Origin of the sequence: Pseudomonas macauensis (genome assembly GCF_047902425.1) — a bacterium.
In the GTDB taxonomy this organism is placed as follows: Bacteria; Pseudomonadota; Gammaproteobacteria; order Pseudomonadales; family Pseudomonadaceae; genus Pseudomonas.
The window spans coordinates 4,494,083-4,508,917 of the sequence record NZ_CP138377.1; the positions used below are offsets into that span (position 1 = coordinate 4,494,083).

The 14,835-nt window shown below is 62.2% G+C and carries 14 protein-coding genes; 1 reads left to right on the top strand and 13 read right to left on the bottom strand.

Annotated features, from left to right (window positions below):
* The first annotated feature begins 214 nt into the window (after nucleotides 1-214).
* Nucleotides 215-2,290: a hypothetical protein gene (locus SD196_RS20540; protein WP_416310610.1), complete on the top strand. Its 2,076-nt coding sequence runs from the start codon at nucleotides 215-217 to the stop codon at nucleotides 2,288-2,290.
* On the opposite strand, the gene rnhB is transcribed toward SD196_RS20540, so the two are convergent.
* The 13 genes from rnhB to pyrH all read right to left on the bottom strand — a co-directional run bounded on the left by rnhB (nucleotide 2,211) and on the right by pyrH (nucleotide 14,697).
* Nucleotides 2,211-2,816 (bottom strand): ribonuclease HII, encoded by a 606-nt coding sequence (gene rnhB / locus SD196_RS20545; RefSeq protein ID WP_331316881.1) that lies wholly within the window; start codon nucleotides 2,814-2,816, stop codon nucleotides 2,211-2,213. The genes SD196_RS20540 and rnhB overlap by 80 nt on opposite strands.
* On the bottom strand, nucleotides 2,816-3,958 hold the full coding sequence (gene lpxB, locus SD196_RS20550; RefSeq protein ID WP_331316878.1) for a lipid-A-disaccharide synthase: 1,143 nt from the start codon (nucleotides 3,956-3,958) through the stop codon (nucleotides 2,816-2,818). Before lpxB ends, rnhB begins: the two co-directional genes overlap by 1 nt.
* 2 nt (nucleotides 3,959-3,960) lie before the next feature.
* Nucleotides 3,961-4,737, bottom strand: a complete 777-nt coding sequence (lpxA, locus tag SD196_RS20555; RefSeq protein WP_275608231.1) for an acyl-ACP--UDP-N-acetylglucosamine O-acyltransferase — start codon at nucleotides 4,735-4,737, stop codon at nucleotides 3,961-3,963.
* The gene (gene fabZ / locus SD196_RS20560) at nucleotides 4,734-5,174 is read right to left on the bottom strand and encodes a 3-hydroxyacyl-ACP dehydratase FabZ (protein ID WP_152225019.1); all 441 of its coding nucleotides are present in this window, start codon (nucleotides 5,172-5,174) and stop codon (nucleotides 4,734-4,736) included. The genes lpxA and fabZ overlap by 4 nt, the downstream gene beginning before the upstream one ends.
* Nucleotides 5,175-5,222: 48 nt before the next feature.
* On the bottom strand, nucleotides 5,223-6,284 hold the full coding sequence (gene lpxD / locus SD196_RS20565; RefSeq protein ID WP_275608232.1) for a UDP-3-O-(3-hydroxymyristoyl)glucosamine N-acyltransferase: 1,062 nt from the start codon (nucleotides 6,282-6,284) through the stop codon (nucleotides 5,223-5,225).
* Nucleotides 6,284-6,787: an OmpH family outer membrane protein gene (locus tag SD196_RS20570; protein WP_207885435.1), complete on the bottom strand. Its 504-nt coding sequence runs from the start codon at nucleotides 6,785-6,787 to the stop codon at nucleotides 6,284-6,286. Before SD196_RS20570 ends, lpxD begins: the two co-directional genes overlap by 1 nt.
* Nucleotides 6,788-6,835: 48 nt before the next feature.
* Nucleotides 6,836-9,190 carry an outer membrane protein assembly factor BamA gene (bamA, locus tag SD196_RS20575; protein WP_275608233.1) on the bottom strand — a complete coding sequence of 785 codons (2,355 nt, stop codon included), beginning with the start codon at nucleotides 9,188-9,190 and terminating at the stop codon, nucleotides 6,836-6,838.
* A gap of 73 nt (nucleotides 9,191-9,263) precedes the next feature.
* Nucleotides 9,264-10,616, bottom strand: coding sequence for a sigma E protease regulator RseP (gene rseP / locus SD196_RS20580; protein WP_275608234.1), 1,353 nt, complete (start codon nucleotides 10,614-10,616; stop codon nucleotides 9,264-9,266).
* 16 nt (nucleotides 10,617-10,632) lie between these two features.
* Entirely contained in the window at nucleotides 10,633-11,823 is a 1,191-nt protein-coding gene (gene ispC, locus SD196_RS20585; RefSeq protein ID WP_275608235.1) for a 1-deoxy-D-xylulose-5-phosphate reductoisomerase, read from the bottom strand.
* Nucleotides 11,820-12,635, bottom strand: a complete 816-nt coding sequence (locus tag SD196_RS20590; RefSeq protein ID WP_275608236.1) for a phosphatidate cytidylyltransferase — start codon at nucleotides 12,633-12,635, stop codon at nucleotides 11,820-11,822. Before SD196_RS20590 ends, ispC begins: the two co-directional genes overlap by 4 nt.
* On the bottom strand, nucleotides 12,629-13,384 hold the full coding sequence (uppS, locus tag SD196_RS20595) for a polyprenyl diphosphate synthase (protein WP_275608237.1): 756 nt from the start codon (nucleotides 13,382-13,384) through the stop codon (nucleotides 12,629-12,631). The genes SD196_RS20590 and uppS overlap by 7 nt, the downstream gene beginning before the upstream one ends.
* Before the next feature lie 16 nt (nucleotides 13,385-13,400).
* A complete protein-coding gene (frr, locus tag SD196_RS20600) occupies nucleotides 13,401-13,958 on the bottom strand; it encodes a ribosome recycling factor (protein WP_152225035.1) in 558 nt (185 codons plus the stop codon).
* Nucleotide 13,959: 1 nt separating this feature from the next.
* Nucleotides 13,960-14,697 (bottom strand): UMP kinase, encoded by a 738-nt coding sequence (gene pyrH, locus SD196_RS20605; protein WP_207885442.1) that lies wholly within the window; start codon nucleotides 14,695-14,697, stop codon nucleotides 13,960-13,962.
* Nucleotides 14,698-14,835: the final 138 nt, after the last annotated feature.

Below are 14,835 nucleotides of genomic sequence, written 5' to 3' on the forward strand. Positions count from 1 at the left end.
CTTGGGCAAACGCGAAAAACGGCAAGCCCGGAATTGTACCCACCTCCGGGTTAAAGCTACAGACATCCCGCAGTCGCTGTCGGATAGCTGGCGGATAGACAAACATGACAAACCAGCAGCCGAGATACGGAAATATCGCCAGCAGACTCGGACAGCGTGAAGGGCGACGAACGGCAGAATTCAGCGCCACCTCAAGCCTGCCCAGGAACGCACAATGGCCGCTCCCTCCTTCACGACGCGCGCAGTCCTCTTCTGCTGCACCTGCCTCTACTGGCTAACGCCCGGACATCTGGGCCTTGGCAATATGCCCTTTGCCATGCTGAACGCTCTCAGTATCGTCGCGATCGCATTCTGCGCCTGGCTTTGTTTCAGCCTGCCATGGCGCAACACGCCTCCGACTTACGCTGCATTCCTTCTGATGCTGCCGATACTTCCCGCTCAGATGGAAATCAGCCAAGTCGCACGACAGGGCCTGAGCGCCTGTTACTCCAGTAACGAAACATACAGCGAACCGGCGCAGCGCTCCCTTAATGCGTCCAAATCCCTCTGCGAGCACATCGATCGTCGCATCGCCTTCGCCCCATATGGATTCTCACTTTTTACGGCGAACTTCCCGCTCTACTTCGCCAATGACTACCGTGAACGCCCTTGGAGCGAGCAGCTTCCCTCTGTGGATGACTACCGCTTCAGCGCACACTGGGCCGGATACATAAATGTACCCGGCCCGACGAAGCGCCCCCTGCGAGTCACAAGCGCGGGTGGGACAGCCCACTGGCAGCTCGACGGCGTCGACGCACAGCCTCTGGAGAATGTTTCTCCCGGCCGTCATCGGATCAACCTCAACTTCGCAAGAAATCTCCCCGAAGCACCCGCGCTGTCACTGGAATGGGATCTTGGCGCTGGCTTCAAAGCCGTCCCGCCTACAGCGATGAGCCCCTTCAATGGCACGATGGATCACAGGCCCTGGCGCTGGATCGGATTGTGCAGTTGGCTGATCGCCCTTGGCATACTGATCCTAGGCGCCCGCCCAGCAGCGCCTCGGCCGTCTGGAGTGCTCTGGGTAGGTGGTTTCTACGGACTCTTTGCCCTGGGCTTGCAACTGATCCTCAGCGAAGGACAACGCTTCGGCTATCAGATAATGGTGCCGGGCAACGACTACCTGATGTATGAAACCTTCGCGCGCGACATTTTGAATGGGGACCTGGGTTCGCGAGCCGAAAGCCCCTTTGTCTACTTCAACTTCGGCTACCGCTATCTGCTTGCGTTGCTACACGTCCTTGCCGGGGAGGCTCCTGCAGATGTGGCAATAGTCCAGATGGGGGTTATGGCTGCGCTCATGGTCGCGTGCTGCGCCTGGACACAACGCCTGTTCGGCTGGCTCAGCGCGTTGGCGATGGCGACTGCGATGATCTTCTGCCAGCAACTGCTCCTGCTCGCCGAGCCACTGCTCGACACCACTTGGGGGATCGTGCTGAGTGCGCTTCTGCTCTTCATGCTACTGGATCAGGCACGCTGCCCCACCCTGAGCAAAGCTATTGGCATGGGCCTACTGCTGGGACTCGCAACCCTGATCCGGCCCAACTTCATTCCATTCATCGCCATAGCCTGCATCTGGATGCTTTGGACTGGCGCACAGCTCAGGCCACTACAGCGCTGGGGACTCCCCTTGCTGACCTGCATACTTGCAGTGGCTCTTTTGAGCCTACTCGGCTGGAGAAATCTCTGGATCGCAGGCGAATTCCGCTGGTTGCCAGAGAACGGACCGATCAACCTCTGGTTTGGCAATCACCCGCCTCAATACGACGGCCCGAGCTTCTTCCTGCCCACCTACATCCCACCCGCGCCGGAAATTGCCAAGGAAGTACTGCGTTATGTACTGAGCGACCCAATGGCATTCATTGCTCGAAGCTGGCAAAAGCTGCTCTTCATATTGGGCATCGACACGAGAGTGGAAACAGAGATCAACCTGCGAATCCTGGTGCCCTGGCTGCTTGCCGCCGCAAGCGCTGCCCCGCTCTGGCGTGGCAATTACCCGGCCCAGCGGCGAGAGGTATTGTTGATCGTCCTCTGGATCGCCGCACTCAGCGCACCCTTGACGCTGATATTTCCCTGGGGATACGGCTGGCGACTTTCCTCGCCGACCTTCCTTCCACTCTACCTGCTAGACGGGCTATCAGTGGCGTGGCTCTGCAGTAGGCTGGGAGGGTCGATCAGAAGACTTGCTGCTCCAGCAACTCCCGAACCGGCCCGAAAGAACGCCGATGAATCGGCGTCGGCCCCAGGCGCTTGAGCGCTTCCAGGTGCACCGGAGTCGGATAGCCCTTATGCCCGCCGATGCCGTAGCCGGGGTACAGCGCTTCCATTTCCTGCATCTCGCGGTCACGGCTGACCTTGGCCAGGATCGAGGCGGCGGCGATCGCCGGGACCTTGGCATCACCCTGCACCACCGGGGCGGAGGGCACCTTCAATTTCGGACACCGATTACCGTCGATGAGCGCCAGTTTCGGCGTCACGCTCAGGCCCTCCACCGCGCGCTGCATGGCGAGCATGGTGGCGTGGAGAATGTTCAACTGGTCGATCTCATGCACATCCGCACGGGCGATGCACCAGGCCAATGCCTTCTCGCGGATTTCGTCAAAGAGCTTTTCACGCTTGGCTTCGGTGAGCTTCTTGGAGTCGTTCAGCCCACTGATCGGGCGTGCCGGATCGAGGATGACAGCTGCGGTAACCACGGGGCCGCACAGCGGACCACGGCCGACTTCATCGACACCTGCGACCAGCTCTTCCACCAGGGCGAAATCCAGGCCCATCTGCATCAGTGTTTCTCCACCAGGGCGAGCACCGCTTCGGCGGCCTGCGCGGACGCATCCTGGCGCAGGGCGCGGTGGATGGCGTCGAAGGATTCGGTCTGCACACTGCCGTCATTCAGCAGTGGCAGCAAGGTAGTGGCCAGCGCCTCGGGCGTCGCCGTATCCTGGATCAACTCCGGCACTAGCAGTCGGTTGGCCAGCAGGTTCGGCAGCGAGATGTACGGACTCTTCACCAGCCGCTTGAGAATGCGGTAGGTCATCGGCGCCACCTTGTAGGCGACAACCATCGGCCGCTTGTACAGCAGCGCTTCGAGGGTGGCGGTGCCAGAGGCGATCAGCACCGCGTCGCAGGCAGCGAGGGCTTCATGGGACGCACCGTCGAGCAACTGCACTGGCAGATTACGGCCGGCCAGCATTTCCTCGACCTGTACGCGGCGCTCGGGGCTGGCGCAAGGCAGCACGAAACGCAGGCCCGGACGCTCCTGAAGCAGGCGTTGAGCGGTATCGAGGAACAGCGCGCCGAGCTTACCGACCTCCCCTCCCCGACTACCCGGCAGCAACGCAACGACACTGGCATCCTGCGGCAGGCTCAGGCGCTCGCGCGCGCCAGCACGGTCGGCTTCCAGTGGAATGGTGTTGGCCAGCGGATGGCCGACGAAACGAACCGGCACCGCATGTTCTTCGTAGAAGCGCGCCTCAAAGGGAAACAGCGCGAGCATCAGGTCGCAGGCTTCCTTGATCTTCAGCACGCGCTTCTGCCGCCAGGCCCAGACCGAGGGACTGACATAGTGCACCGTGCGGATGCCCGCGCGGCGCAACTTGAGCTCGATGTTCAGGTTGAAGTCCGGCGCATCGATGCCGATGAACACGTCCGGCTTGGCCGCGATCAGCATCTGGACGAGGTCCTTGCGCCGGCGTAGCAGCTCGCGCAGGCGGCCGAGCACCTCGACCAGGCCCATGACCGCGAGGCGTTCCATCGGAAAATGCGACTGCAGTCCTTCGGCCTGCATGCGCGGACCACCGACACCGATGAACTCGATGTCGGGGTGACGCTGCTTGAGCGCCTGCATCAGGCCGGAGCCAAGGATATCGCCGGACGCCTCGCCCGCGACCAGGGCGACGCGCAGCTTGCGTACGGTCGGCTGCATGGTCAGCGGGTGATGCCGCGGGTGGAGCTCTGGATGGAGTCGCGGAATACCGCTACCTCCGGGAACTGCTCCGAAACCTCGACGAGCTCGGCGAGCGCTTCGTCCACGGTCAGCCCCTGGCGGTAAACCACCTTGTAGGCCCGACGCAGCGCCTGGATGGCTTCGGCGCTGAAACCACGCCGACGCAAGCCTTCGAAGTTCATGCTGCGAGCTTCGGCGGGGTTGCCGAAGACGGTCACATAGGCCGGAACGTCCTTGCCGATCGCACTGCCCATGCCGGAGAAGCTGTGCGCGCCGATGCGGCAGAACTGATGCACCAGGGTGTAACCGGAGAGGATCGCCCAGTCATCCACGTGAACATGGCCAGCCAGCGCCGTGTTGTTCACCAGAATGCAATGGTTGCCGATCACACTGTCATGGCCGATGTGCACGTAGGCCATGAGCAGGTTGTGGTCGCCGATGGTGGTTTCCGAACGATCCTGGATGGTGCCGCGATGGATGGTGACACCCTCGCGGATCACGTTGTGGTCACCGATCACCAGGCGAGTCGGCTCGCCCTTGTACTTCAGGTCGGGAGTGTCCTCGCCGACGCTGGAGAACTGAAAGATGCGATTGTGCTTGCCGATCTTCGTGGGGCCCTTGAGCACCACGTGCGGACCGATCACCGTACCTTCGCCGATCTCCACATCCGGCCCGACGATGGACCAGGGGCCCACCTCTACGTCGTCAGCCAGCTTTGCGCGCGGGTCGATGATGGCGCGAGGATCGATCAAACTCATAGTTTGCGTTCCGCACAGATGATTTCGGCCGAGCATACCGGCTTGTCATCGACGGTGGCGTGGCAATCGAACTTCCAGATGCCGCGCTTGACGCTGATGAACTGGGCATGCAGCTGCAGCTGGTCGCCCGGCAGTACCGGCTGACGGAAGCGCAGCTTGTCGGAGCCGACGAAGTAGTACAGGGTGCCGTCGGCCGGCTTCACGTCGAGCATCTTGAAGCCGAGGATACCGGCCGCCTGGGCCATGGCCTCGATGATCAGCACGCCCGGCATGATCGGGTGCTGCGGGAAATGGCCATTGAAGAACGGCTCGTTGATGCTGACATTCTTGTAGGCGCGAATGCGCTTGCCTTCAATGTCCAGCTCCACCACCCGATCCACCAGCAGGAAGGGGTAGCGATGAGGCAGGTATTCGCGAATCTCGTTGATGTCCATCATGTTCAGGGAAGCCTGTTCAGAAAAGGGAAACGCCAAAAAATGCGCTGATCACGCATCAGATGGAGCGTCTCCACTCGGGGTCACGGCAGCCACGCGCTTTTCCAGCTGCTGCAGACGACGGGCCATGTCATCCAGCTGGCGAATACGCGCGGCGCTCTTCTTCCATTCGCCGGCCGGCTGCATGGCAGTACCGGAGGAATAGGAACCCGGTTCGGTAATCGAACGGGTCACCATAGTCATCCCGGTGACGAAGACGTTGTCGCAGATTTCGATGTGGCCGACCAGGCCGACGCCACCGGCAAGCATGCAATGCTTGCCGATCTTGGCGCTGCCGGAAATCCCGCAGCAGCCCGCCATCGCGGTGTGATCACCGATCTGCACGTTGTGGGCGATCATGATCTGGTTGTCCAGCTTCACGCCATTGCCCACCAGGGTATCGGACAGCGCACCGCGGTCGATCGTGGTATTGGCGCCGATCTCGACGTCATCGCCCACGGTCACGCCGCCAATCTGCGCGATCTTCTGCCAGACGCCCTTCTGGTTGGCGAAGCCGAAGCCCTCGCCCCCCAGCACAGCGCCGGATTGGATCACCACGCGCTTGCCGATGCGCACGTCGTGGTAAAGGGTCACTCTCGGGGCCAGCCAGCCGCCTTCGCCAATCACGCTGCGCGCGCCGACGAAGCAATGGGCACCGATGGTTACGCCGGCGCCAATCTGCGCGCCAGCCTCAATCACCGCGTAGGGACCGATGCTGGCAGTCGGATCGACCTGGGCACCTTCATCGACCACTGCAGTGGGATGGATACCGGCAGGCGCCTTGGGCTTGCGATCGAACTGATGCGAAAGACCGGCATACGCCAGATAGGGGTTGGCCACCACCAGCGCGTTGCCGGTGAAACCTTCGGCATCGGCTGCCGTCAGCAGCACCGCACCCGCCTTGCTCTCAGGCAGGAACTTGCGGTACTGCGGATTGGCCAGGAAGCTCAGTTGGTCCGCGCCAGCTTCCTGGAGGGTTGCCAGGCCGCGAATGACTTGAGCAGGATCGCCGCGCAGCTCGGCATTGAGCTGCGCAGCCAGTTCAGCGAGGGTAAAGGACAGCTCGGTCATCATCAGCGCAGCTGGTTCATGCGCTCGATGACTTGACGGGTGATGTCGTACTGCGGCTTCACGTCCACTACGGCACCACGCTCGACCACAAGGTCATAGCCACCCTTCTTGATGGTTTCCTCGACAGCCTGGTCCAGCTTCGGCTTGAGCTTCTTCAGCATGTCGCGGTCGGCGACAGCCTTGGCTTCGTTCAGCTCCTTGGACTGGAACTGGAAGTCACGGGCCTTCTGCTTGAAGTCGTTCTCGGCCTTTTCACGCTCGGACTGGGACATCTTGCTGCCACCGCTGACCAGCTTGTCCTGCAGCGCCTTGGCGTCGCTTTCCAGCGCCTTGAGCTTGTTCAGCTGGGGGCCGAATTTCTTCTCCGCGTCCACGGCGTACTGCTTGGCCGCATCCGACTCGAGGAGTGCCATCTGATAGTTGAGCACCGCGATCTTCATGTCGGCGAACGCTGGGCTCGCCATAAGGGCAGCGGTGATCAGAACGAACTGGGTCAACTTACGCACAATGCACTCCTGCACAAAGCATGGTTGTCTTTACAACGATACGGCCAATTAGAAGGTCTGCCCCAGGGAGAACTGGAAGATCTGGGTTTCGGCGTTGTCCGGCTTCTTGATCGGGGTCGCCAGGGCGAAGCTCAGCGGGCCCAGCGCGGTGATCCAGGTCAGGCCCACACCGGCGGACATGGCCATGTCATTGAATTTGACGCCGTCGCAACCCTGGGTAGTGGAAGTCGGGCAGTCGGCATCGAACACGTTACCCACGTCCCAGAACACCACGCTGCGCAACTGACGCTGGTCCTTCACGAACGGCAGCGGGAACAGGACTTCGGCGCCGCCGGTGATCAGGATGCTACCACCAAAGGCTTGCGGGTCCTGGTCCGGGTCGTACTCCGTCCCCGGATTGGTGCCCTTGCTAGGCGTACTGCGCGGACCGAGGGTGCTGTCCTTGAAACCACGCACCGAGTTGAAGCCACCCGCGTAGTAGTTCTCGTAGAACGGCAGGCGGTCGGTGGAACCATAGCCATCACCGTAGCCGAGCTCGGTGTGGAAGCGCATGGTGTAGTTCTCGGTGAGCGGAGCGAAGATCTGGCCGCGGTAGTCGAGCTTGTAGAATGACAGGTCGCTGCCCGGAACGGTGGATTCCAGCACCAGGCTCTGCGAGTGGCCACGGTTGGCCAGCACGCCCTTGTTCAGGGTCGACTCGGACCAGCCGATGGACGCCTTGAAGTTGGTGAAGCTGTCGCCTTCCTGCTGGATGAAGTTGAAGATCTCGTCGACGGTGTAGACGCCGGTATCGATCTCGTCCTTCTGCGCGGTCAGGCCGTAGGTCAGACGCGAGGTTTCGCTGATCGGGTAGCCGATGCTGACGCCGGCGCCGTAGCTGTTGACGGAGTAGCTGGAAACGTCAACATCCAGGTCGCTGTAGTCGGTCTTGCGGTAGAAGGCGTTGTAGCCCAGGCTCACGCCGTCGACGGTCCAGTAGGGGTCGACGAAGCCGAAGTTGTAGCGGGTCTGGTAGTCGGACTTGGTCAGGCCGAGGCTGACCTTGTTACCGGTACCCAGGAAGTTGTTCTGGCTGATCGAGCCACCAAGGATAAGACCGGCGCTCTGGGCGAAACCGATACTGGCGGTGATGGAGCCGGACGGTTGCTCTTCAACGCTGTAGTTCACGTCGACCTGGTCGTCGGTGCCGGGCACAGCCGGGGTCTCGACGTTGACTTCCTTGAAGTAGCCCAGGCGCTCCAGGCGCTGCTTGGACTGGTCGATCAGGTAGGTCGAAGCCCAGCCGCCTTCCATCTGGCGCATTTCGCGACGGAGTACTTCGTCCTCGGTCTTGGTGTTGCCACGGAAGTTGATGCGATTGACGTAGGCACGCTTGCCCGGGTCGACCACATAGGTGATCGAGACGGTCTTGTCGTCGTCATGGGGCTCCGGCACGCCGTTGACGTTGGCGAAGGTATAGCCTTCGTTACCCAGACGACGGGTGATCAGGTCGGAGGTAGTGGTCATCACCTTGCGCGAGAAGACCTGGCCTTTCTTCACCAGCAGCAGCTTCTTGATTTCGTCTTCCGGCACTTTCAGGTCGCCGGAGAGCTTCACGTCACGAACGGTGTACTTCTCGCCTTCGTTGACGTTGACGGTGATGTAGACGTGCTTCTTGTCCGGAGTGATGGAAACCTGGGTCGAGGCGATATCCATGTGGATGTAGCCACGGTCCAGGTAGTAGGAACGCAGGCGCTCCAGGTCACCGGAGAGCTTCTCACGGGAATACTTGTCGTCATTCTTGAAGAAGGACAGCCAGTTGGTGGTCTTCAGTTCGAACAGGTCGGTCAGGTCTTCCTCGGAGAAGACAGTATTGCCCACCACGTTGACATGGGCGATGGCCGCCACGGTGCCTTCGTTGATGGTGATCTTCAGGGCGACGCGGTTGCGCGGCTGCGGCACCACCTCGGTCTCGATCTCGGCGGAGTAGCGGCCCTGGGCCACATACTGGCGCTGCAGTTCGTTACGGACGCCTTCGAGGGTCGCACGCTGGAAGATCTCGCCTTCGGCCAGACCGGACTGTTTCAGACCTTTCATCAGGTCTTCGGTGGTGATGGCCTTGTTGCCCTCGATCTCGATGCTGGAGATCGACGGACGCTCGACCACGTTGACGATCAGCACATTGCCATCACGGCTGAGTTGGATGTCCTGGAAGAATCCAGTCTTGAACAAGGACCGGGTCGCCTCGACCAGGCGGCGATCGTCGATCTGCTCGCCGACGTTCAGCGGCAGTGCCGCGAACACGCTGCCGGCCGACACGCGCTGCAGGCCGTTGACCCGGATATCAGAAACAGTGAAGGACTCGGCGTGAACCTGGGCGATCATCAGCGCGGAAAAGGCCGCGGTTAGCAGAAAGCGTTTCATGGAGTCCTTTTATTCCAACTGACAAATAAAGAATCTGCCGCAGGTGGCGGCAGATCCGGAATTCAATGGCGGGTTACAGTCGACTCAGATCGTTGACCAGGGCCAACAACATGACCCCGACCACCAGGCTGATGCCAATTTGCATCCCCCACGCCTGGACCCGCTCCGACAGTGGGCGACCTCGCACCCACTCGACCACGTAGAACAGCAGATGCCCGCCGTCGAGGACGGGAATCGGCAACAGGTTGAGAACCCCCAAACTGATGCTCAGGTAGGCAAGGAAATGCAGAAAATCCCCTACACCCGACTGGGCTGAAGCGCCCGCCACTTTAGCAATGGTTATCGGCCCGCTCAAGTTTTTTACCGAGAGCTGCCCGAGCACCATTTTCTTTAGAGAATCCAGAGTTAGCAGGCTCATCGACCAGGTTCGGGAGAGCGCCTCCCCGACTGCGTCCACCGGTCCGTAGCTGATTTTGCGAAGCATGTCCGCCGGCCACTGACCACCCGAGACACCCGCCCCCAGGTATCCGGCACGGGCCTTGCCCTCGCCTTTCGCCGCCAACGTCAGCGCGATATCCTGTCGCTGGCCGTCACGCTCGATGCCCAGCACGACGCGCGTTTCGGGACGCGCCCGGACCTTGTCCACCACCTGCTGCCAGTCATCCACCGCCTGCCCATCGACGCTCAGCAGACGATCCCCGACCTTGAGCCCGGCCGCCTTGGCCGGCCCCTTCTCATCCAGCTCCGCCAGGACCGGTGCGATGGCCGGACGCCAGGGCTGAATCCCCAACCCGGCGATGGGATCGGGGTTATCAGCGCTCTTCAGCCAGGCCTTGAGCTGCAACTGGTGAATGACCGGAACAGAGGAGCCCGGGTCGAGCACGGAAACGCTCAGTTCGCCGGTTTCGCCGAGACGGCGCACCAGCTGCAGATTGACCCCATTCCAGCCTTCCACAGCCTTGCCGTCGACCGCCACCACTTCCTGCCCCGCGGCCAGGCCACCCAAGGCAGCCGGACTGTCAGCGATGATGGAGCCGATGATGGGCTTGATCTGCTGGCTACCCAACATGGCCAGCACCCAGAAGAACAGGATCGCCAGGAGGAAATTGGCTACGGGCCCAGCGGCGACGATGGCGATGCGCTGGAAGACCGACTTGCGATTGAAGGCCTGGTCGAGCAGTTCCGGCGGGACATCACCCTCGCGCTCGTCGAGCATCTTCACGTAGCCACCCAGCGGAATAGCCGCCACGACGAACTCGGTGCCCTGGCGATCATGCCAGCGCACCAGCGGGGTGCCAAAACCTACGGAAAAACGCAGCACTTTCACGCCACAGCGGCGCGCCACCCAGAAGTGCCCGAACTCGTGGAAGGTAACCAGCACACCCAGTGCGACCACCAGGCCGACGATCATATATAGGGCGCTCATCGCTACCTCCTGGGCGTCAACGCCCGCGTTCCTGCAACCACGCCTGCGCGGCTCCGCGTGCGAGCCGGTCGGCTGCCAGCACCGTTTCGAGGGATTCGACCGGGGCATGCGCCTCGCGGTTCAGCACCTCTTCGATGATAACCGCGATCTCGGTAAAGCGGATGCGCCGCTCAAGGAAGGCCGCCACCGCGACTTCGTTGGCCGCATTGAGCATTGCCGGGACGCTGCCGCCGACTTCAGCCGCTTGTCGGGCCAGGCGCAGGCAAGGGAAACGCTGCTCGTCAGGCGGACAGAAATCCAGCCGGGCAATGGCAAACAGGTCCAGCGGCGAGACACCGGAGTCGATCCGCTGCGGCCAGGCCAGCGCATGAGCAATGGGCGTACGCATGTCCGGGTTGCCGAGCTGCGCAAGCACCGAGCCATCCACATAATCCACCAGGGAATGGATGACGCTCTGCGGATGAATCACCACCTCGACCTTCGAGGGCGGCGCGTCGAACAACCAGCAGGCCTCGATCAGCTCCAGCCCCTTGTTCATCATGCTGGCGGAATCGACGGAAATCTTCCGCCCCATCGACCAGTTGGGATGGGCGCAGGCTTGCTCAGGGGAAACGTCCGACAGCACTTCCAGCGGCGTCTCACGGAACGGACCGCCAGAGGCCGTCAACAGAATCCGACGCACACCGACTTCACCGAGACCGCGCGAGTAGTCCGAGGGCATGCACTGGAAAATCGCATTGTGCTCGCTGTCGATCGGCAACAGCACCGCGCCACTGGCGCGAACGGCATCCATAAACAGGGCGCCGGACATCACCAGCGCCTCCTTGTTGGCCAGCAGCACTCGCTTGCCGGCCTCGACAGCGGCCAGCGTGGGCTTCAGCCCTGCGGCACCGACGATGGCCGCCATGACCGCATCCACCTCGGGATGACTGGCGATCTCACACAGCCCCGCCTCGCCGACGAGCACTCGGGTATCCAGCCCCGCCGCCAGCAACCCGCTTTGCAGATGTCGGGCCTGATCAGCCTCCGGCACAACGGCGAAACGCGGACGATGCTGCAGACAGAGCGCTTCCAGCTCGGCAAGCCGGGAGAAGCCGCTCAGGGCGAAGACACGGTAACGGCCAGGGTGACGCGCGATGACATCGAGGGTGCTGAGACCGATCGATCCCGTCGCTCCCAGCACGCTGATCCACTGCGGACTGCTCACGGCGTCCCCCAACCCACAAGCCACAGCAGCGCGGTGAATACCGGAATCGCCGCTGTCAGGCTGTCGATGCGATCGAGCACGCCACCGTGCCCCGGTAGCAGGTTGCTACTATCCTTCAGGCCCGACTGGCGCTTGAACATACTCTCGGTGAGGTCGCCCACTACCGACAGCGCCACCACGATCGCGGCGCAGGGCAGCGCCAGCAGCAGTTCACGCACCGTCCAGTCGCGATAGATCGCCACGGCGACGGTGATCGCCAGGCTCAGCGCCAGGCCGCCATAGAAACCTTCCCAGCTCTTGCCCGGACTGACCCGTGGCGCCAGCTTGCGCTTGCCAAAGGCCTTGCCGGAGAAATAGGCGCCAATATCAGCGGCCCAGACCAGCACCATCACGGCGACGATCAGCCAGTTGGCCAGCGGCCACTGCTTGAGCAGCACCAGCCCCTGCCAAGCCGGCACCAGGATCAACAGGCCGATCAGCAGGCGCCGCCAGCGGCCACCCCAGCTCGACGCGCTATCGGGGTAGGTCAGCACCATGACGGTCGCCAGCAACCACCAGAGCAGCGCCAGTACCAGCACCGCCCCGGCCAACTGCGGCAGCCAGGACAGGATGAGCATCAGCGCAGCCACTACGGCGGCGTAGCCAAACCGCGCGGACTGCTCGTTGTATCCAGCCAGACGCGCCCATTCCCAGGCGCCGACACTGACCACCAGACCGATGAACAGCGAGAACGCCGCACCATCGAGGAGGAAGAAACCACCCAGCGCGACCGGCAACAGGATCAGCGCCGTGATGATTCGTTGTTTCAACATGTCGGGGGAGCCTCGGCCTCGACCTGCTCGCTGGTCTTGCCGAAGCGACGCTGACGAGATGCGTAGTCGACCAGCGCGGCCTGCATGGCCTCGCGCTTGAAGTCGGGCCAGTAGAGATCGGAGAAATACAGCTCGGCATACGCCAGCTGCCAGAGAAGGAAGTTGCTGATGCGGTGCTCGCCGCCGGTGCGGATGCACAGGTCCGGCAACGGCTGGTCGCCCGTGGACAGACAGCCCTGGATCAGCTCCGGGGTGATCTCGTCCGGCGCCAGGTGACCGGCCTGCACTTCCCGAGCGAGGCGCTGGGCGGCCTGGGTAATGTCCCACTGGCCACCATAGTTGGCCGCCACCTGCAACAGCATGGTGGTGCCATTGGCCGTCAGGCTTTCCGCCTCGCGCATCGCCGTCTGCAACTCAGGGGCAAAACGGCTGCGGTCCCCGATGATGCGCAGGCGGATGCCATTGGCGCTGAGCTTGCGCACCTCACGGCGCAGGGCCATGAGGAACAGCTCCATCAGCGCACCGACCTCATCGGCCGGGCGCTGCCAGTTCTCGCTGGAGAAGGCGAACAGGGTCAATACTTCGACGCCCGCTTCGGCGCAGGTCTTGATCACCGCGCGGACGGCATCCACACCCGCTTTATGCCCGGCGACACCGGGCATCAGGCGCTTTTTCGCCCAGCGGTTGTTGCCGTCCATGATGATTGCCACGTGCCGGGGCACAGGCGTCACCTGCTTGGTCTTTTCCATGACGAGAGCCCGGCCGTCAGACGGCCATCAGATCCGCTTCCTTGGCCTCGAGGGCCTTTTCGATATCGGCGACGAACTTGTCGGTGATCTTCTGGATGTCATCACCGGCGCGACGCTCGTCGTCCTCGCTGATTTCCTTCTCTTTCTGCAGGTCCTTGAGCTGAGCCAGGGCATCGCGGCGGATGTTACGCACGGATACACGAGCCTGCTCGGCCTCGGCGCGAGCCTGCTTGGTGAAGCCCTTGCGGGTTTCTTCGGTCAGGGCCGGCATCGGCACACGGATGGTGGTGCCGGCGGTCGCCGGGTTCAGGCCCAGGTCGGAGGTCATGATGGCCTTCTCGACCGCCTGGATCATGCTCTTGTCGAACACGCTCAGGGCCAGGGTGCGGGAGTCTTCCACGGTGATGTTGGCGACCTGGCGCAGCGGGGTGTCGGAACCGTAGTAGGACACCATGACGCTATCCAGGATGCTCGGGTGAGCACGGCCGGTACGAATCTTGGCGAAGGCATGCCCCAGGGCTTCCAGGGTTTTGCCCATGCGATCCTGAGCTTCCTTCTTGATCTCGTTGATCATCTCAATCCTCCTCGATCAGGGTGCCTTCAGCACCACCTACAACAATATTCAGCAGCGCGCCGGGCTTGTTCATGTTGAACACACGCAGCGGCATTTTCTGGTCCCGGCACAGGCAGATGGCGGTAAGGTCCATCACACCCAGCTTGCGATCGAGCACTTCATCGTACGTCAGACGTTCGAATTTCTCGGCATTCGGGTCCTTGAACGGGTCGGCAGTGTACACGCCGTCCACCTTGGTCGCCTTCAGCACTACGTCAGCATCTATTTCAATGGCGCGCAGGCAGGCGGCGGAGTCAGTGGTGAAGAACGGGTTGCCGGTACCGGCGGAGAAAATCACGACCTCACCGCTGTTCAGATGGCGCATGGCCTTGCGGCGGTCGTAATGATCGGTGACACCCACCATGGAAATGGCCGACATGACGATGGCGGTGATGTTGGAGCGCTCCAGCGCATCACGCATGGCCAGGCCGTTCATCACGGTAGCCAGCATGCCCATGTGGTCGCCGGTAACGCGATCCATGCCGGCCGCGGACAGCGCCGCGCCACGGAACAGGTTGCCACCGCCGATGACCAGGCCGACCTGGACACCGATACCCACAAGCTGGCCGATTTCCAGGGCCATCCGATCGAGCACCTTGGGGTCGATACCGAATTCCTCGGACCCCATCAGGGCTTCGCCGCTCAGTTTTAGAAGAATGCGTTTATAGCGAGGTTGACGAGCGCTCAGCTGCTGAGCCATGACCTATTTCTCCTGCGGCGATTGAATGCTTGGCGCCCACGGCGCCTTGGTGTGGAAGCATGGACCCGCCACGCTTACGACGCCGTTAACCCACCGAGCGGGCCTGCGCCGCGGAAACCGCCCCATTTGGCTTCCCCA

Bases quoted from the DNA above. Each gene is read 5' to 3' on its own strand.
- SD196_RS20540 (WP_416310610.1), top strand. From the start codon at position 215: ATGGCCGCTCCCTCCTTCACGACGCGCGCAGTCCTCTTCTGCTGCACC.
- rnhB (WP_331316881.1), bottom strand. From the start codon at position 2,816: ATGCAGATGGGCCTGGATTTCGCCCTGGTGGAAGAGCTGGTCGCAGGT.
- lpxB (WP_331316878.1), bottom strand. From the start codon at position 3,958: ATGCAGCCGACCGTACGCAAGCTGCGCGTCGCCCTGGTCGCGGGCGAG.
- lpxA (WP_275608231.1), bottom strand. From the start codon at position 4,737: ATGAGTTTGATCGATCCTCGCGCCATCATCGACCCGCGCGCAAAGCTG.
- fabZ (WP_152225019.1), bottom strand. From the start codon at position 5,174: ATGATGGACATCAACGAGATTCGCGAATACCTGCCTCATCGCTACCCC.
- lpxD (WP_275608232.1), bottom strand. From the start codon at position 6,284: ATGATGACCGAGCTGTCCTTTACCCTCGCTGAACTGGCTGCGCAGCTC.
- bamA (WP_275608233.1), bottom strand. From the start codon at position 9,190: ATGAAACGCTTTCTGCTAACCGCGGCCTTTTCCGCGCTGATGATCGCC.
- rseP (WP_275608234.1), bottom strand. From the start codon at position 10,616: ATGAGCGCCCTATATATGATCGTCGGCCTGGTGGTCGCACTGGGTGTG.
- SD196_RS20590 (WP_275608236.1), bottom strand. From the start codon at position 12,635: ATGTTGAAACAACGAATCATCACGGCGCTGATCCTGTTGCCGGTCGCG.
- uppS (WP_275608237.1), bottom strand. From the start codon at position 13,384: ATGGAAAAGACCAAGCAGGTGACGCCTGTGCCCCGGCACGTGGCAATC.
- frr (WP_152225035.1), bottom strand. From the start codon at position 13,958: ATGATCAACGAGATCAAGAAGGAAGCTCAGGATCGCATGGGCAAAACC.
- pyrH (WP_207885442.1), bottom strand. From the start codon at position 14,697: ATGGCTCAGCAGCTGAGCGCTCGTCAACCTCGCTATAAACGCATTCTT.